This is a genomic window from Azospirillaceae bacterium, from assembly GCA_028283825.1.
Classification (GTDB): Bacteria; Pseudomonadota; Alphaproteobacteria; order Azospirillales; family Azospirillaceae; genus Nitrospirillum.
The window spans coordinates 938,940-956,153 of the sequence record JAPWJW010000003.1 but is presented as its reverse complement, the minus strand read 5'-3'; the positions used below and the strand labels follow the sequence as shown (position 1 = coordinate 956,153).

Sequence of the window (17,214 nt, the reverse complement as noted above, 5' to 3'; positions counted from 1 at the left end):
CTGGACAGACAATAATGGAGGTGCACGTGCCCAACGCCGTTTTGACTGAGGCTGGTGGAGAGAAAGCGTACATCGTCACCGGCCCGACCTCCGGCATCGGCCAGGCCACGGCGCTGGAACTGGCGCGGCACGGCACCATCGTCCTGGTGGGCCGCGATGCCGCCCGGCTGGATGGGGTGCGGGCGGCCATCACCCAACGGGGCGGCCGGGCGGTGGCGGTCCGCTGCGACCTGTCGGACATGGTCAGCGTGCGGCGCGCGGCGGCGGAGATCATCGCGCTGCGCTTGCCCATCACCGGCCTGGTCAACAACGCTGGCATCATGGAAATGCGGGCGCGCAAGAGCGCCCAGGGCTGGGACAATTCGTTCGCCACCAACCATCTGGGACCGTTCGCGCTGACCGAGGCGCTGCTGCCCCATCTGCCCGACGGGGCGACCGTCGTCTTCGTCGCCTCGGCGGCCGAGGATCCGGAGCGCGGGCCGGCCAAGGCCACCGGCCTGCGGGGTGGCCGCTATATCTCGGCGGCGGCCAGCGCGCGGGGCGAATGGGAACCGGGCGGGTCCACCGTGCCGGGCGGCGACGCCTACACCACCTCCAAGCAATGCGTCCTGGCGGCGGCGATGGAATTGGCGCGCGAGAACCCGCGCCTGTACGTCAACGCCATCGAGCCGGGTATCAACCCGGGTACGGGCCTGGCGCGGCAGGCCAACGTCGTTGTCCGTCTTTTGCTGAAGTACGTCGTGGCGCCCATCATGTCCCGCAACAAATACGGCAGCACGCCGGCGCGGGCGGCGCGTGTGATCACCAGGCTGATGCTGAACGACGCGTGCCGCACCGGCGTTTATTACGACCAGGGCGGCCATCCCATGCTGGCGTCGGAACGCGTGCGCGACACCGCGTTCACATCGCGCGTCGTCGCCGAGACGCGCGCCCTGCTGGCTACCGTTTCCGGCTGAGAGTTTATGGAAATCAAGGAGATATCGCCCATGGATACCCCAAGCGGAAACCGCCCGCTGGCGCTGGTCACCGGTGCGTCCTCCGGCATCGGCCGGGCCTACGCCCGGCGCTTGGGTGCCGGCGGCCATGACTTGATCGTCGTCGGCCGCCGGCGGGACAGGCTGGAGGCGCTGGTGGCGGAACTGCCGGACGTGGCGGTGCGGCCCCTGGTCGCCGACCTGGGCACCGACGCCGGCGTGGCGGCTGTGGCCGAGGTCTGCGCGGGCGAGGCGGTCACCCTGCTGGTCAACAACGCCGGCGTCGCCCACTACATGCCCTTCACCCAGCTGCCGGCTGCCAAGGCGGCGGAGCTGCTGCATGTGAAGGTGGTGGCGTCCACCCTGCTGGCCCACGCCGTGGCCCCCGGCATGGTGGCGCGGGGGGCAGGCGCCATCGTCAACGTGGCGGGCATGCTGGCCTTCGGTGCCGCCGCCCCCTTGGGCCGGGCGCCCGGCCGCGCCACCTACGTCGCCACCCTGGCGCACATCGTGGCATTGTCGCAGGCGTTGCATGAGGAACTGGCGCCCGCCGGCGTGCGGGTGCAGGTGCTGTGCCCCGGCATCGTGGCGACGGAGTTTCATACGCGCCAGGGCATGGACCTCAGCGCCCTGCTGCGCATGTCGGCGGAGGACGTGGTGACCGCCAGCCTGGCCGGCCTGACCCTGGGCGAGGTCGTCTGCGCCCCGGGGGTGGAACGCGCCGACCTGATCGACGCGGCCGTCCAAGCGAATCTGGCCGCCTTCGGGGCGCAGTCGCCGCAGTTGGCGGCGCGGTATGGCGGCGGGTGAGTCCGCTCGACCGGCGGCTGTCGGAATGACCGTTGTCCCGGGAAATCCGGGTGGGTCATTATGGCGGTTGCCGGTAATGAGGACGGGGGCGTCGTGAGGGATTTGGTGGTCGAGATGCGGTTCGGATCGCATCTTTTCGGGACGGCGACGCCGGCGTCCGACGTGGATTACAAGGCCGTCTACCTGCCCGAGGGCCGTGACATCCTGTTGAACCGGGCGCGTGACAGCATCGTGGAGTCGCCACCCAAGCAGGCGGGGGTGAAGAACAGCCCCGGCGACGTGGACCGGGAGATCTACAGCCTGCGCCGTTATTTCGACCTGCTGGCCGGTGGGCAGGTGGTGGCCTACGACATGCTATTCGCGCCGATGGCGGCAATGACCCGGCCGCCGGCGCCACTGTGGCTTGAGATCCAGGCGAACACCGACCGGCTGGTGTCACGCCGCGCCGACAACTTCCTGCGGTACTGCCGGCAGCAGGCCATCAAGTTCAGCCTGCGGGGGGAACGGGTCATCGCCGCCCGGGAGGGGCTTGCGGCACTGGAAGCCGCCGAGGCCTTCCACGGGCCGCAAGCCAAGCTGGCCGAGGCGGAGGCCGGGTTGACGGCGTACGTGGATGCGCATGGACCCGCCCTGTTCCTGGACCTGGCGTCGTCCCAGGGCGCGCCCTTGCGCCATCTGGAAATCTGCGGCCGGCGCATGCCCTTCTCCGGCACCATCAAGAACGCCCGGGAAATCGTGCAGCGGCTGGTGGCCGATTACGGCAGCCGGGCGCGGCAGGCGGCGGACAACGACGGCATTGATTGGAAGGGCATGTCGCATGCCGTGCGCATCGGGCGTGAGGCGCTGGAACTGTTCGGGACCGGCCGCATCAACTTTCCCCTGGCATGCGCGCCCGAACTGCTGGCGATCAAGCGGGGGCAGCGTCCTTATGAAGAGGTCGCCGACCTGATCGAGGCGCTGCTGGCCGAGGTGGAGGACGCGGCCGGCCGCTCCGCCTTGCCGGCGGAACCCGACCAGACCTACATCGACGACATCCTGGTTCGCGCCTACAAGGCCAAGGTGCTGGAGACGTGATGACCCATTTCACTGACCCCTTCATCGATCCCGCCATCCACACCCGCATCGAGGCCGAACTGGACGCCATTGAGCGTGAGCAGGGCGTGCGCATCGTGCTGGCCATCGAATCCGGCAGCCGGGCCTGGCGCTTCCCGTCGCGGGACAGCGACTATGATGTCCGTTTTCTCTACATGTGCCCCGTCCAGGGATACCTGACCGTCGGTTCGCCGCGCGACGTGATCGAGCGGCCGGTGGACGCCGTCTTCGACGTCAGCGGCTGGGACCTGCGCAAGGCCTTCCAACTGGGCCTGCGCGCCAACGCCGTGCTGGTGGAGTGGTTGACCTCCCCCGTCCGCTATCGCGAGGTGGGGCCCGCCGCCGGGCGCCTGCTGGACTTCATGCGTGCGCACGCCGACCTGACGGGCCTGGCCTATCACTATGACCGGCAGGCGCGGCGCATGTTTGACGAGGTGCTGGCGGCGGGGGCGCCCCGGCTGAAGGCCTATTGCTACGCCCTGCGCTCGGCCCTGGCCCTGCTGTGGCTGCGGCGCTTCCGCGCGCCACCACCCATGGACCTGCCGGCTTTGCTGGCGGGCCTGGACTTGCCGGCCGAAACGGTTGCGGTGATCGGCGACCTGGTGGCGCGCAAGCTGCCCTCGGTGGAGCGCGACACCGGCCCCCGGCTGCCGGTCCTGGACACGCTGGTCGGCGGCATCCTGGCCGAACCCGTCCAGTGGATGGGGCGGGACGAACCCCGGCACGAGGCGGCACGACAGGCCGATGCCCTGTTCGCCGACCTGGTGTTGAACGCCTATGGCCCCTGAACTTTCTACCAGATGCGTGTGCGCTGCTCCGGGGCCAGGTACATGGCGTCGCCCGGATTCACGTCGAACGCCCGGTAGAAGGCGTCCAGGTTCATCAGCGTGCCCTTGACCCGGAAGGGGGCGGGGGCGTGGGTGTCGGACAGCGCTTGGTTCACATCCTTGTCGGTCTTGATGGGTTCCGCCGCCCAGATGCGGGCGAAGGCCAGGAAGAAGCGCTGGTCGCCGGTCAGGCCGTCCAGCACCGGGGCCGGCCGGCCCTTCAGCGCCAGATGGTAGGCGTCATAGGCGATGGCCATGCCGGAGACGTCGGCGATGTTCTCCCCGATGCTGAGTTCGCCGTCCAGGGGATGGCCGGGGGCGGCCTCGTAGGCGCCGTACTGCGCGATCAGGCCTTGGGCGCGGCGTTCGAACTCCGCCCGGTCGGCCGGGGTCATCCATTCCACGCGTTTGCCGAAGCCGTCGTACTGGCTGCCGGCGCGGTCGAAGGCGTGGGTCAGCTCGTGGGCGATGAACCAGCCCAGGGCGCCGTAGTTCACCGCGTCGTCGGCGTCGGCCTGGAAGTTGGGCGGCTGCAGCAAGGCCGCCGGCAGGACCACCTGGTTGCGGCTGACGGAATAGGAACCGTTCACCGACTGCGGGGTCATGGTCCATTCCTCACGGTCCACCGGGCGGCCCAGCTTGTCGATGTCGCGGCGGAACGACAGGGCGCGGGCGCGCATCCAGTTGCCCACCGGGTCGGTGGGGCTGGTCACCAGGCCGGTATAGTCGCGGATGTGGTCGGGCGCGCCCAGGCGGATCACCAGATTGTCCAGCTTGGCCAGCGCGCCTTGCTTGCTGGCCGCGCTCATCCAGTCGGATGCCTGGATGCGGTGGCGGAAGGCGGCGACCACGGTATCCAGCACCACGCGGGCGCGCTTTTCCGCCGCGGGCGGGAAATAGCGCGCCACGTACAGTTGGCCCAGCGCGTCGCCCATGCTGTCTTCCAGGATGCCCATGGCGCGCAGCCAGCGCGGGCGGGCCGCCGTGGCGCCGCGCAGGGTGCGGGAGTAGAAACCCTCCGCCTCGTCGCGATAGGCCAGGGGCAGGAAGCGCGCCAGATGGTCCAGCAGGCGCAGGCGCAGATAGGCCCGCCAGACGGGCAGGGGCGTGTCGGCCAGCAGGCGGCCCACGGTGGCGAAATAGTCGGGCTGGCTGAGGTTGAAGCGGGTGGCGGTGGCGGGCAGGCCGGCCGCGTCGGCGTAGGCCGCGAGGTCCAGGCCCGGCGCCGCCGTCGCCAGTTCCGCGCGGGTCTGGCGGTGGGACGTGGCGCCCGGCACGCGCGTCGCCGTGTCCGTCCATTGCGCCGCCGCCAGCTTGACCTCCAGCGCCACCACGGCGGGGGCGAGGTCGTCCTGGCCGCCGGCCAGGGCCAGCATGCGCCCGACATGGCCCTGGTAGGCGTCGCGGATGCCGGCGAAGCGCGGCTCCTCCCCCACGTAATAGTCGCGGGACGGCAGGGCCAGGTCCGCCTGGACGACGTCGGCCAGATAGCGGGTGGGGTCCTGGTCGTCGGCATGGATCCAGATGCCCATGCCGATGTCCAGGCCCTGCGCTTCCAGCGTCGCCAGGGCGTGGACCACCCCGGCGGGGTCGTGGATGGCGTCGATCTCCGCCAGCCAGGGCGCCAGGGGCTTCAGGCCCGCCGCCTGGATGCCAGCCTCGTCCATGAAGGCGGTGTGGATGTCGGCCAGCTTGCGGTGGTTGGGATCGGCGTCGGGATGGGTCGCCAGGGCGGCCAGGTCGCGGTTCAGGGCCTCATAGATGCCCAGCTGCTGTTCGCGGCCGGCGTTCCAGCCGGGCATGTACGGGGGCGGTTGCAGGTGGGCGATCCAACCGCCGACGGCATACCGGTAGAAGTCGTCCTGGGGGCGGATGGCGGGGTCCATCACCGCCCGGTCGACGCCGGAAACGGGGTCCGCCGTGGCGATGGTCGCGCACAGCAGGACCGGCACCAAGGCCACCCAGAAACAACGCATCGGAAATCCCCGTAAATCCCCTTTTTATTCCCCGTAAATCATCGCGGCATCGCACGCAAGGCGGGATTGAAGTGGCCCCAGGCCCGGCACCCTGAAGTGGTCAGTCGCGCATCAGCCCCCGCAACGCCAGACGCATGAGGTCGCCCGCCGTCGGCCGGCCGGCGAAGGTCATGGCCGGGGCGTAGGCGATCTCATGCAGCAGGGCGCCCAGGGTCTCGGCGTCTGTTCCCAAGCCGGGGCCCAGGCCGGGCAGGCGGGCCAGCAGGCGGTCGCCCAACTGCCGCCAGTGGCCGCGCAGGATGTCCTTCTGCCGGTCCAGGGAGGCGGCACCGGCACCGGCCAGACGGGCGTGTTCCAGGATGGTCAGCGACCAGGTACCGCTGGCCGACATGGCGTCCGCCCAGGCCGCCAGCAGGTCGGCGATGGCGGCGGCGTCCTGTGCCCGGTCGATGGCGGCCAGCAGGGTGTCCAGGCTGCCCTGGCCCTGGGCCTCCAGCACCAGCAGGAAGATCGCCTCCTTGCTGTCGAAGTTGGAATAGACCGCCCCCTTGCTGTAGCCCGCCGCCTCGGCGATGCGGTCCACCGAGGTGGCGGCATAGCCATCGCGGCGGAACAGCTCCCGCGCTGCCGCCAGCAGGCGCTCACGCGTCTGCGCCTGGCTTTCCGTGCGTTTCAGCCGCGCCATGGTTTTCCCCGCATGCCCATCCCTTGAAAAACGAGATACTGATTAGTATCTGAGTTATCGACAGTATCCAAATGAGTTTGGAGTATGCCGTTTTGAAGCATGAGATCACCCGCATCCGCCATGATTTGCGCCAACGGCAATTGACCGTAACCGGGGTGGAGCACATCACGCCCGGCATGCTGCGCATCCGCCTGGCGGGCGCCGACCTGGCTGGCTTCACCAGCCTAGCGCCGGACGACCATGTGAAAATCCTCATCCCCGGTGCGGATGGCGGCCTGGAACGGCGCGACTACACCCCCCGCCAGTATGATGCGGCCAAGGGCGAACTGGCCATCGACTTCGCACTTCATGAGGCCGGCCCGGCGACCGCCTGGGCCCTGGGCGCCCGGCCGGGCGACGGGCTGACGGTCGCTGGCCCGCGCGGGTCGCAGGTGGTGCCGGCCGATTTCGACTGGTGGCTGCTCATCGGGGATGAGACGGCGCTGCCCGCCATCGGCCGCCGGGTGGAGGAACTGCCGGCTGGCGTGCCGGTCACCAGCCTGGTGGCGGTGGCGGACGCGGCCGAGGAACAGCGCTTCGCCACCCGTGCCGACCACCGCGCGCTATGGGTACACCGCCCCCTGGCCCGGGCCGACGATCCGGCCCCGCTGCTCTCGGCCCTGCAGGAACTGACCCTGCCGCCGGGCGAGGGTTTCGTCTGGATCGCGGCGGAGGCCGGTGTCGCCCGCGCCCTGCGCCGGCAGGTGGTGGAGGCCATGGGCCACCCGCCTGCCTGGCTGCGGGCCGCGGGATATTGGGTGCACGGCCGGGCCGATGCGCATGAGAAGTTCGAGAACTGAGGCGAATCCCCATGACTGAACCGTATTTCCAGGACCGGCCGGTCCTGACCCAGGCCGGCGCCCAGGCCCTGGCCGAGCAAGCCGTCCGCCTCGCGTGCGGCCGGGCGCTGGCCATCGTGGTGGCGGTGGTGGATCCGGCGGGCCAGTTGCTGGCCTTCACCCGCATGGACGGCGCGCCGCCGGTGGCGGTGGACGTCGCCATCGGCAAGGCACGCACGGCGGCCGCCATCGCGGCGCCCTCCGCCAAGTTCGAGGCCATGATCAACCAGGGCGCCACTGCCATGCTGTCGGTGCCGGGCCTGGTGCCGCTGCAGGGCGGCGTGCCCGTCTTCCACAACGGCCGCGTGGCCGGTGCCGTCGGCGTCAGCGGGGCCAGCGGCGTGGATGACGCCGCCCTGGCGCATGCCGCCGCCGACACCTTCCTGACCCTACACTCCGAGGAAAACTCCCATGTCGCTTGAAGGCAAGACCGTCCTCATCATCGGCGGCAGTTCCGGCATCGGCCATGCCGTGGCGGTGCAGGCGGCCGCGGCGGGTGCCGGCCTGCTGCTGGTCGGCCGTGATGCCGCCAAGCTGGAGGCCACCGCCAATGCCCTGCGCGCCGCCGACGCGGTGGTGCGCACGGCGGCGCTGGACGTCACCGATGGGGCGGCGCTGGACCGTTTCGCTACCGATCTGACCGGCGTGGATCATGCCGTTTCCATGGTGGGCGGCGCCATGGGCGGCGGCTTCCTGGCCAATGACGAACAGACGGTGCGCCAGGCGATCGAGGGCAAGTTCTTCGCGGCCCTGCGCATCGCCCGCGCCATCGCCCCCCGTCTGGCCGATGGCGGCAGCCTGACCGTCACCGCCGGTGCCGGCGGCCGGCCGCACAGCGCGTCGGGCGCCATCGTCGGCAACGCCGCCATCGGCATGCTGGTGCAGGGCCTGGCGGTGGAATTGGCGCCGCGCCTGCGGGTCAACGCGGTGGCGCCCACCTGGATGGATACGCCCCTGTGGCGCGATGTCCCGCGTGAGCAGGTGGAGCAGACCAAGGCGCATTTCAACGGCCTGATCCCCCTGGGCCGCACCGCCCGGGTGGAGGAGGTGGCGCAGGCCTACCTGTTCGCCATCAACAACAGCTTCCTCACCGGCCAGACCTTGGTGATTGATGGCGGTTTGGGACTGGTTTCCTGAACCTTTTCCCAACGGGATCGGCCCCTTCATGCGTGAAAAGGCCGCACGACGCGATCAACGGCCAAGCTGAGGGGAGCTTTGAGTCCATCCATGTCCTTATTCCAACTTAAGCGGGCCGCGCGGCGCTTGGCGGCCCTGACCGTTCTCGCCGTCCTGGCCGTAAGTGGCGCCGCCCATGCCCAAGGCGTGGCGGCGGCCCTGCCGGTGATCAAGCCGGTGGCCGGCTGCGACGCGCTGGTCGGTGCCGCCGGCCTGGACCAGGCGGCCGGCGCCCCGGTGACGGCCAAGGCGGCGGTGATCGACACGCCCAAGGGCCAGTTCTGCCAGGTGACCGGCACCATCGCCCCCGCCATCGGGTTCGAGGTCGACCTGCCGGTCGCCAAATGGACCCAGCGTTTCCTTCAGGCCGGTTGCGGCGGCCTGTGCGGCAGCATCAACGCCAGCATCGGCAACGCCGGCAAGTGTCTGCCGGCCACCGACGGCCAGTTCGTCGTGGCCGCCAGTGACCTGGGCCACCAGGGCCGCATGGGCAGCCCGGATGAGGGCGCCTTCGCCGCCGACCCGCAAAAGCGCATCGATTTCGCCTATCGCGCCAACCATTTGACGGCGCTGGTGGCCAAGGCCCTGGTGCGCGCCTTTTACGGCCAGCAGCCGCGTTATTCCTATTTCTCCGGCTGTTCCGACGGTGGGCGCGAGGCGCTGATGGAGGCGCAGCGCTATCCGGAGGACTTCGACGGCGTGTCGGCCGGCGCTCCGGCCATGCTGTTCCAGGTGCAGAATTCCTTCAATCACGCCTGGACGACCGCTGTGAACACCCGGCCCGACGGCAGCCGCATCCTGGCGGCCGACAAGCTGCCGGTGCTGCACGCTGCCGTCATCGACCATTGCGACATGCTGGACGGCAACAAGGACGGGCTGCTGAGCGACCCGCGCGCCTGTGTGGTCGATCCCGCCTGGGTGCTGTGCCCGCCGGGCGCCGCCGACACGAAGTCCTGCCTGACGGCGGAGGAATGGGCGGTGGCGGCCAAGCTGTACCAGGGCCCCACCGATGCCGCCGGCCATCACTTCATGCCGGGCGGCTGGCAGCCGGGGTCGGAGTTGCAGTGGGGCGGCGGGCCGGGCGGTGGTCCCGGTGGCGGCATGGTGAAATCCATGGCGCCGGTGGTGCTGGCCGATGCCACGGCGGCCGACGCCGATGCGGTACATTATCCTTTCACCACGGCGCAGTTCACGCGGGTCGCGGCGCTGCACGGCCTGAATGATGCCACCAGCACCGATCTGCGCGCCTTCGCCGGCCATGGCGGCAAATTGATTATGTGGCACGGCTGGTCCGACACCTCCATCGCGCCCATGATCTCCGTCGCCTATTACAAGGCGGTGCGCAAGGAGATGGGGGCGGATGCCGCCGACAGCTTCCTGCGCCTGTTCATGATCCCGGGCGTGGGCCATTGCGGCGGCGGTGACGGCTTCGGCCAGGTGGACACGCTGGATGCCCTGATGGCCTGGGTGGAGGGCGGTACCGCGCCGACCCAACTGGTGGCCGACCAGGTGCCGCAACGGCGCATGGGCCCGCCTGGCGGTCCCCAGGGCGGTCCCCAGGGTGGTCCGCAAGGTGGCCCGCCGAACGGTCCGGACGGTCGTGGTGGCGGCCCGATGGGCGGCCCGCCGCCCGGCATGGGTGGTCCGGGCGGTGCCAACGGTGCCGATGGGCGCAGCGGTCCTCCCCCCATGGGCGGTCCCGGCGGTCCGCGCCAGCCGGCGCCCTATGCCCGGGCGGACCAGACGGCGCTGGCCAGCCGGCCCATCTATCCCTTCCCGCAGATCGCCCGCTACAGCGGCAACGGCGACCCGGCCCAGGCCGGCAGCTATGCCCCCGGCGGCAGCGGGGTACGGGAGGTCGAAACCATCGACTGGTATGGCGCGGGCCTGATCGGCCCCGGCTTCCAGAAGGACTATCAGGTCCGGGACGGCCAGTTGTCGGTCACGTCACCCTGATGATGGACCCCGGGAGTGGTCACCGCCATTCCCGGGGATTTACTCCGCCGAGGCGATGACCGTTACCCGGTTGCGGCCGGATTGCTTGGCCATGTACAGGGCGGTGTCGGCTCGGGCGTACAGGCTTTCCAGATCCTCGCCGGGGTAAAGGTCGGCGACGCCTACGCTGGCGGTGACACGGATGATCTTGCCGTCCGTCTCCGCCTGGGCGTCGCCGATGGTCCCGCGCAGGCGTTCGGCCAGCAGCCGGGCGTCGGACGCCACCGTGTGCGGCATCAGCAGGGCGAACTCCTCACCACCGATGCGGCCCGCCAGGTCGGTGGTGCGGCCGTGGCCGCCGATGATGCGGCCCACCATGGCCAGCACGGCATCGCCGCCGGGATGGCCGCAAGTGTCGTTGATGGCCTTGAACTCATCCAGATCCAGGATGGCCAGGCTGAGCGGCAGGCCGTGGCGGTTGGACAGGGCCACCATCTCCCGCGCCCGTTCCATGAAATGCCGGCGGTTGGCACAATCGGTCAGCGTGTCGGTCATGGCCAGTTGCGCCAGCCGTTCGTTGGCGGCGCTGAGGTCGGCCGTCCGCTCATCGATCTGCTGTTCCAGCACCCGCTGGCGATGGCGCAGATAATTGGTGCGCCACCGCACCAGGCCCATCACCGCGGCGCCGGCGACGGCTGCGCCCAGCAACTTGAACCACAGTTCCTGGTACCAGGCCGGCAACACGCGGATGGGCAGGGCCAGTTGGCGTTCCGTCCACACGCCGTCACGGTTGCTGCCGCGCAGGCGCAGGGTGTAGTCGCCGGGCGGCAGGTTGGTGTAGACGGCCAGGCGGCGGTTCACGTCCGCCGTCACCCAATCATGATCATAGCCGTCCAGGCGATAGGCGTAGCGGTTGCGTTCGGGGGCGGTGTAGTCCAGGGCTGCGAATTCCACCGCCAGGCTGTCGGCGTCGGGCGTCACCGTGATCGGCGTTCCGCCGGCGCTGTTCGCCAGGCTGATGGGCCGCGACACGCCGCCCACCCGCAGGTCGGTCACCACGATGGGCGGGGTGAAACGCCAGGGCGGCAGGGTGCCGGGGTGGATGACCGTCAGGCCGCCCTTGGCGCCCAGCAGCACTTCGCCCGTGTTGGTGGTGGCGCCGGCGGCCACGAAATAGTCCACCAGGGCGCCGCCGTCGGCCCGGCGCACGGGGCGGATGGCCATGGTTTCCGGGTCGATCCGCGCCAAGCCATCGTCGGTTCCGGCCCAGATGATGCCGTCACCGTCCATCTGCAGGCTGTCGACGTTCAGGTGGGGCAGGCCGTCGGCCAGGCCCAGACGATGAAAGCGCCGGGGCAACGCCGCGGGCGTGGGATCGTCCAGCACCGCGATGCCGCCGCCGAAGGTGCTGACCCACAGCCGGCCCTGCCGGTCGAACAGCAGGCCGGTGACATAGCCAGCGGGCAGGGCGCCCGCATCCATGACATCGGCCGTGATGCGTTCCACGGCGCGGGTGGAAAGGTCGATGCGGTTCAGGCCGTTGCGGGTGCCCACCCACAGATCATGCCCGGCGCCACGCCGGATGACCTCGATGCCTGGGTCGGTCAGGGGCGGGGTGTCGGCGGGGCTGTAGACCAGCCGCGCCGTGCCGCCACCATCGGGGGCCAGTCCCCACAGGCCGTCCGTCTCACCGCCCATCCACAGCACGCCGGCATCATAGGCCAGGGCGGAGACGGGGGCCCGCGGGTCACGGCCGGGCGGGACCAGGCGCTTGACCGCCCGTCCCGCCGCGTCGGCGCGATAAAGGCCATGATGGGTCCCGATGTAGACGCCGCCGTCGCCATCCTGCGCCAGGCCGAACACCGGGGCGGGCGGCAGGGCCGTTTCCGGCCGGGCGGCATCCGGCCTGAGGGGCGCCACCCGGCCGGTGACGGGATCGATCAGGTCGGCGCCGCCATCGACATACCCCAGCCAGACCCGACCGCCGCCGGTGGGCAGGATGGACAGCGCGTCGGCCGCACTCAGTCCCTGGGCGCGGTCGGACGCGCCGTAGATGGTGGACACCAGGCCGGCATCACGGGGGTGATAGCCAAGCCCGCCCGTGCCGCCCACCCAGACCGAGCCGGCGGTGTCCAGCAGCAGGGCCCAGACATCGTTGTGCGCCAGGCTGTTGGGCAGGGTGCGGTCGTGGCGGATGGGGGTGACGCGGCCGGTGTCGGTGTCGACCGCCATGATGCCGCCGAAGCGCAGCGCCACCCAGATCTCGTGCGGCCCGACGGCACGGATGGCGCCCACCGTGCCGCTGGCCAGGGGCGTGTCGGCGCCGACCGGGCGCGGCGGGGCGTCGGGCCCGTCGATGACGAAAACGCCCTGTCCCCGGGTGCCGATCCAGATGCGGCCGTCGCCATCCTGGAACAGGGCGGAGACGCCGACGGACGGGCCGCCGACCGGAAAGGGGGTGAAGGTGGCGCGCTCATCGGCGGCACGGGCCAGTCCGGTGGTGGTGCCGGCCCAGAGGGTGCCGGCGCGGTCGTGCAGCAGGGCCAGGACGCGCCCATCGGGCAGGCCGTCATGCACCACCGACACCGCACCCGTCTGGATGTTCAGATGGCGCAGGCCGTCGTCCGTGCCGATCCACAGGCCGTCGTCGCCATCGTCGGCCAGGGCGGCGGTATGGGTCAGTCCCGTGGCGGGGCCCAGCGGCACGGACACGAACCGGTCCCGCGCCGCGTCGTAGCGGGCGAGGCCAGAGGCGGCGATCCACAGCCGGCCGGCGGGATCAATGTGCAGGGCCTGGACATAGTCGCTGGGCAGGCTGCCCGGAACGGCGGGATCGGCGGTGTAGCCGTGGAACCGGTAACCATCCCAGCGGGCAAGCCCACCCTGGGTGCCGATCCACAGGAAGCCGTCACGGTCCTGGGCCAGGGCGGTCGGGACCGGATGGGGCAGCCCCTGGTCGCGGCTGTAGTTCTGGAACACCGTTTCGGCCAGGCCGGCCCAACGGTCGCCGGCACCGCCGGTGGCCGCCTGCAAAGGCCAGGGCGCCAGGACGGCGCACGCCAGAAGCGCCCTTGCCAAACGACCCGTTCCGCATCCCCCCATTGAGACCAAGACCCATTGTTCCTGAACAGTTGTTCCGGGAACATAACAGGTATCGCGGGCGGCCACACATGCGCATCCTGTCGGGCTACCCCCCTGGATATGCCCTTGGAATGTCTGGGACCGCCCGCAACAATCGCGAAATCCGCTTACTCCACCGGGTCGCCGTTCTGCGGGCCGGGGTAGCGGGCCAGCCAATAGGCGTACTGGGTGGGCAGCAGTTTGGACGCCTTGCCGGCCTTCAGTTCACGCGCGGCGCGGAACGGATAGTGCGGGTCGGCCAGGTGGGCGCGGCCCGCCATCACCAGGTCCAGCTGCTGCAGGGCCACGGCGCGCTCGGCATCCGCCGGCACGTCCATGCCCCAGGCGGTGGAGACGGGGATGCCGGCCTCCTCCCGCACGCGGGCGGCGATGGGCGCCATGAAGGCGGGCGACCACGGCACCTGGGCGGTGATGGTGGAGAAACCCATGCTGACGCTCATCATGTCCAGCCCGCCGGCTCGCAGGGTGCGGGTCAGGGCGATGGCCTCGGCCAGCGTTTCCTCATCCCGGCCGTCGAACTCGATGACGCCGAAACGCGCGGTCAGGGGCAGGTGCTCCGGCCACACGGTGCGCACGGCGGCCAGGGTTTCCGCCAGGAAGCGGCCGCGACCCTCGGCATCGCCGCCATAGCGGTCGTCGCGGGTGTTGGCGTGGACGGAGAAGAAGCTCTGCGCCAGATAGCCGTGGGCGAAGTGCAGTTCCAGCCATTCGAAGCCGGCGTCGCGGGCGCGGCGGGCGGCCGACACGAAATCGGCTTGGACGCGGGCGATGTCGTCCAGGGTCATGGCCTTCGGCACCTTGGGCAGGCCGCCGCCAAAGGCGATGGCCGACGGTGAGATCGTGGGCCAGCCGCCGGGCGCGTCGTCGGCGATGTGGTCGTCGCCCTCCCAGGGGCGGTTGGCGCTGGCCTTGCGACCGGCGTGGCCGATCTGGATGCCCGGCACGGCGCCGGCCTTCTTGATGGCGGCGGTGATGCGCGCCATGCCTTCGGTTTGCTGGTCGTTCCACAGGCCGGTGCAGCCGGGGGTGATGCGCCCCTCGGGGGAGACGGCGGTGGCCTCCACGATCACCAGGCCGGCACCGCCGCGCGCCAGGCCGGCGTAATGGACCTCATGCCAGTCGTTGGTGACGCCGTCGACGGCGCTGTACTGGCACATGGGCGGCACGGCGATGCGGTTGCGCAGCGTGACACCCTTCAGGGTGTAGGGGGTGAACAGGGCGGACATGGTCGGTTGGTTCCTCAGTCGGGAAGGATGCGGGCCACGGGCTTGCCGGTGAAGGCGCGGTGACGCAACTCATCCAGCAGGCGGGGCAGTTCGTTGAAGGGGCGTTCCACCGTCGGCTCCGGCCGCAGGCGCCCCTCGGCGATGGCGGCCAGCAACTGCTCGCCCGCCAGGGTCAGATGGGCCCAGTCCTCGGCGTCGCCGTGGCGGTGCAGGGCGCCCAGCGCCACCTCATGCAGCGACAGGGCGCGGCCGAACGGCTCATTCGGCCAGTCCGGCACGCGGCCCTGGATGCACACCAAATGGCCGTTGGCCCGCAGCAGCGGCGCCAGCCGGCCGGCGAAGTCCGGACCCACGGTGTCGATCACGGCGGTGAACGGGCCGATGGCGTCCCCTTCGGCGGCCGACCAGGGCAGGGTGGTGGTGGCGCCGAAGTCGCGCAGCCGCTCCCAATGCCGGGGATCGCTGAGCGTGGTGACGGTCCAGCCGCGCTTCACCGCCTTCTGCACCAGATAGCCGCCGACCGCACCGCCGGCACCACTGACCAGCAACTGGGCGCCGAAGCGGATCGGCAATTTTTCCAGCGCCAGCCAGGCGGTCATGGCGGGGCAGGGGAAGGTGGCGGCCACGGTGAAGTCCAGGCCGGGCGGCACGCGCATCAGGACGCTGGCCCGGATGGGCGTGTATTCAGCGAAGCTGCCGTGGCTCCGCAGGTTCTGGTGATAGGCGACGCGTTGACCCAGGCGGGCGGTATCCACGCCGGCGCCCAGGGCGACCACCGTGCCGGCCCCGTCCACGCCCGGCACCTGGCCGGCCGTCAGCGGGATCAGGCTGCCGTCCAGGATCTTCCAGTCCACCGGGTTCAGGCCGACGACGTGGTTGCGCACCAGCACCTCGCCCGGGCCGGGCGTGGGCAGGGGCCGTTCCTCAAGCCTGAGGTCCAGCGGCTCCGCGCCGGACCGCCAGGCCCAGACCTTGTAGGTCTCGGGCAGGGTGTCAGGCATAGGCGCCCGCGGAATAGGTCAGCTCATAGCTGTGGCTGTAGATTTCCAGGATGTTGCCGAACGGGTCTTCCATGTAGACCATGCGGTAGGGCTTCTCGCCCGGAAAGTATTCGCGCACGGGCATGCGCTGCTTGCCGCCGGCGGCCACGATCTTGGCGGCCAGGCCCTCCACGTCCGGATCCTGGACGCAGAAGTGGAACACGCCGGTCTTCCAGTATTCGAAATTGTTTTCCGGCTTCACGGCGTTGCGGAACTCAAAAATCTCCACGCCCACGCGATCACCGGTGGACAGGTGGGCGATGCGGAACGACGTCCAGCCGGCACCAAACACGTCGGTGCACATCACGCCGATGGCGCTGTCATCCTCACTGATCGTGGTGGGCGGCATGATCAGGTACCAGCCCATCACCTCGGTATAGAACTTCACGGCCGCGTCCAGGTCGGTGACCGACAGGCCGATGTGGGAAAAGCTGCGGGGATAGGGCGCCATCAGGGACTCCAGACGATAAGGGGCGTCAATCTCAATGGCGAAGATAGGGGGGAGGTTCTATAAGAAGAAGTAGTGCTTCGTTATGGCATGGATAAAACTTTGTTATGTTGAACGCGCAATGGGCCATCACCTTCGCGGCCCTGGTGGATACCGGTGGTTTCACCCGGGCGGCCGACCGGCTGGGCCTGACCCAGGCGGCCGTCAGCCAGCACATCCGTCAGCTTGAGGACCGGTTGGGGGCGCTGATTGTTCGCCGGTCCCGCCGCATCGAACTGACCCCGGCGGGCACGGCCTTACTGGAATACTGTCGCGCCCTGGAACAGGCCGATTGCCAGCTGAAGGTGCGCCTGGCCGATGCCGACGCGGCGAGCGGTGAGGTCAGCCTGATCACCCCCGGCAGTGTCGGCCTGTCCCTCTACCCGGCGCTGCTGGACCTGCAACAGGCCAACCCCTGCCTGTCTTTCCGCCATCGTTTCGCCCCCGATCCGGATGTGCTGGCTGCCGTGCTGCATAATGATTTCCAGCTGGGGGTGATCTCCCAACGGCCCGACGACCCGCGCCTGTCGGTCAGCGCCTTCGCCGAGGAGCCCTTGGAACTGGTGGTGCCGGCGGGCGTGGAGGTGCGCGGCTGGGCCGACCTGGAACGACTGGGCTTCATCGACCATCCCGACGGCATGGCCATGGCCGCCCGCCTGCTGGGCCGGCATTTCCCGGGCAATCAGGGGGTGCGCGGGCTGCCTTGTCACGGCTTCACCAATCAGGTCGGCCTGATCCTGGAACCGGTGGCGCGGGGGCTGGGCTTCACCGTCATTCCCCGCTACGCCCGCCAGGCCTATGCCAACGCCGCCGCCATTCGCGTGGTCGATAGCGGGGTGCCGGTGGTGGACACGCTGTGGCTGATCCACCGGTCGGAATGGCCGCTGCCGGCCCGTGCCCAGCGGGTGGTCGCCCAACTGCGCGACCATGTGGCGGCGCACGGCATGACGCGGCGCTAAGGCCTTGT

15 protein-coding genes are annotated in these 17,214 nt (G+C 70.3%); 9 read left to right on the top strand and 6 right to left on the bottom strand.

The features are described 5' to 3' along the window. Positions 1-26: 26 nt before the first annotated feature. The 4 genes from PW843_16380 to PW843_16365 all read left to right on the top strand — a co-directional run bounded on the left by PW843_16380 (position 27) and on the right by PW843_16365 (position 3,664). Entirely contained in the window at positions 27-956 is a 930-nt protein-coding gene (locus tag PW843_16380; protein MDE1148178.1) for an SDR family NAD(P)-dependent oxidoreductase, read from the top strand. Between the two features lie 30 nt (positions 957-986). Beyond that, entirely contained in the window at positions 987-1,784 is a 798-nt protein-coding gene (locus tag PW843_16375) for an SDR family NAD(P)-dependent oxidoreductase (protein MDE1148177.1), read from the top strand. Between the two features lie 93 nt (positions 1,785-1,877). After that, positions 1,878-2,858 (top strand): nucleotidyltransferase domain-containing protein, encoded by a 981-nt coding sequence (locus PW843_16370; GenBank protein ID MDE1148176.1) that lies wholly within the window; start codon positions 1,878-1,880, stop codon positions 2,856-2,858. Then, positions 2,858-3,664 carry a nucleotidyltransferase domain-containing protein gene (locus PW843_16365; protein MDE1148175.1) on the top strand — a complete coding sequence of 269 codons (807 nt, stop codon included), beginning with the start codon at positions 2,858-2,860 and terminating at the stop codon, positions 3,662-3,664. Before PW843_16370 ends, PW843_16365 begins: the two co-directional genes overlap by 1 nt. A gap of 5 nt (positions 3,665-3,669) precedes the next feature. Here PW843_16365 and PW843_16360 read toward each other — a convergent pair whose 3' ends face one another. Together PW843_16360 and PW843_16355 are read right to left on the bottom strand one after the other, a co-directional pair. Beyond that, positions 3,670-5,679: a M13 family metallopeptidase gene (locus PW843_16360; protein ID MDE1148174.1), complete on the bottom strand. Its 2,010-nt coding sequence runs from the start codon at positions 5,677-5,679 to the stop codon at positions 3,670-3,672. A 100-nt stretch (positions 5,680-5,779) separates the two neighbouring features. Then, complete coding sequence (locus PW843_16355) at positions 5,780-6,364, bottom strand: helix-turn-helix domain containing protein (GenBank protein ID MDE1148173.1); 585 nt, start codon at positions 6,362-6,364, stop codon at positions 5,780-5,782. Positions 6,365-6,456: 92 nt separating this feature from the next. On the opposite strand from PW843_16355, the gene PW843_16350 reads away from it, so the two are divergent. The 4 genes from PW843_16350 (at position 6,457) to PW843_16335 (ending at position 10,374) form a co-directional block, all read left to right on the top strand. Continuing rightward, a complete protein-coding gene (locus tag PW843_16350; GenBank protein MDE1148172.1) occupies positions 6,457-7,203 on the top strand; it encodes a siderophore-interacting protein in 747 nt (248 codons plus the stop codon). Between the two features lie 11 nt (positions 7,204-7,214). Next, positions 7,215-7,664 carry a heme-binding protein gene (locus tag PW843_16345; protein MDE1148171.1) on the top strand — a complete coding sequence of 150 codons (450 nt, stop codon included), beginning with the start codon at positions 7,215-7,217 and terminating at the stop codon, positions 7,662-7,664. Then, entirely contained in the window at positions 7,654-8,379 is a 726-nt protein-coding gene (locus PW843_16340) for an SDR family oxidoreductase (GenBank protein ID MDE1148170.1), read from the top strand. The genes PW843_16345 and PW843_16340 overlap by 11 nt, the downstream gene beginning before the upstream one ends. Before the next feature lie 90 nt (positions 8,380-8,469). Next, positions 8,470-10,374 carry a tannase/feruloyl esterase family alpha/beta hydrolase gene (locus PW843_16335; protein MDE1148169.1) on the top strand — a complete coding sequence of 635 codons (1,905 nt, stop codon included), beginning with the start codon at positions 8,470-8,472 and terminating at the stop codon, positions 10,372-10,374. A 39-nt stretch (positions 10,375-10,413) separates the two neighbouring features. On the opposite strand, the gene PW843_16330 is transcribed toward PW843_16335, so the two are convergent. The 4 genes from PW843_16330 to PW843_16315 form a co-directional block, all read right to left on the bottom strand. Next, a complete protein-coding gene (locus tag PW843_16330; protein ID MDE1148168.1) occupies positions 10,414-13,431 on the bottom strand; it encodes a diguanylate cyclase in 3,018 nt (1,005 codons plus the stop codon). Between the two features lie 170 nt (positions 13,432-13,601). Beyond that, on the bottom strand, positions 13,602-14,720 hold the full coding sequence (locus PW843_16325; GenBank protein ID MDE1148167.1) for an NADH:flavin oxidoreductase/NADH oxidase: 1,119 nt from the start codon (positions 14,718-14,720) through the stop codon (positions 13,602-13,604). 14 nt (positions 14,721-14,734) lie between these two features. Beyond that, the gene (locus tag PW843_16320) at positions 14,735-15,721 is read right to left on the bottom strand and encodes a zinc-binding dehydrogenase (GenBank protein ID MDE1148166.1); all 987 of its coding nucleotides are present in this window, start codon (positions 15,719-15,721) and stop codon (positions 14,735-14,737) included. After that, positions 15,714-16,211, bottom strand: coding sequence for a lactoylglutathione lyase family protein (locus PW843_16315; protein ID MDE1148165.1), 498 nt, complete (start codon positions 16,209-16,211; stop codon positions 15,714-15,716). The genes PW843_16320 and PW843_16315 overlap by 8 nt, the downstream gene beginning before the upstream one ends. A gap of 104 nt (positions 16,212-16,315) precedes the next feature. Here PW843_16315 and PW843_16310 point away from each other — a divergent pair, with 104 nt between their 5' ends. Continuing rightward, positions 16,316-17,206 (top strand): LysR family transcriptional regulator, encoded by an 891-nt coding sequence (locus tag PW843_16310; protein MDE1148164.1) that lies wholly within the window; start codon positions 16,316-16,318, stop codon positions 17,204-17,206. Positions 17,207-17,214 lie beyond the last annotated feature (8 nt).

Coding starts and splice junctions, on each gene's coding strand:
- PW843_16360 (MDE1148174.1), bottom strand. CDS start 5,679: ATGCGTTGTTTCTGGGTGGCCTTGGTGCCGGTCCTGCTGTGCGCGACC.
- PW843_16335 (MDE1148169.1), top strand. CDS start 8,470: ATGTCCTTATTCCAACTTAAGCGGGCCGCGCGGCGCTTGGCGGCCCTG.
- PW843_16355 (MDE1148173.1), bottom strand. CDS start 6,364: ATGGCGCGGCTGAAACGCACGGAAAGCCAGGCGCAGACGCGTGAGCGC.
- PW843_16325 (MDE1148167.1), bottom strand. CDS start 14,720: ATGTCCGCCCTGTTCACCCCCTACACCCTGAAGGGTGTCACGCTGCGC.
- PW843_16310 (MDE1148164.1), top strand. CDS start 16,316: ATGTTGAACGCGCAATGGGCCATCACCTTCGCGGCCCTGGTGGATACC.
- PW843_16320 (MDE1148166.1), bottom strand. CDS start 15,721: ATGCCTGACACCCTGCCCGAGACCTACAAGGTCTGGGCCTGGCGGTCC.
- PW843_16340 (MDE1148170.1), top strand. CDS start 7,654: ATGTCGCTTGAAGGCAAGACCGTCCTCATCATCGGCGGCAGTTCCGGC.
- PW843_16345 (MDE1148171.1), top strand. CDS start 7,215: ATGACTGAACCGTATTTCCAGGACCGGCCGGTCCTGACCCAGGCCGGC.
- PW843_16365 (MDE1148175.1), top strand. CDS start 2,858: ATGACCCATTTCACTGACCCCTTCATCGATCCCGCCATCCACACCCGC.
- PW843_16315 (MDE1148165.1), bottom strand. CDS start 16,211: ATGGCGCCCTATCCCCGCAGCTTTTCCCACATCGGCCTGTCGGTCACC.
- PW843_16375 (MDE1148177.1), top strand. CDS start 987: ATGGATACCCCAAGCGGAAACCGCCCGCTGGCGCTGGTCACCGGTGCG.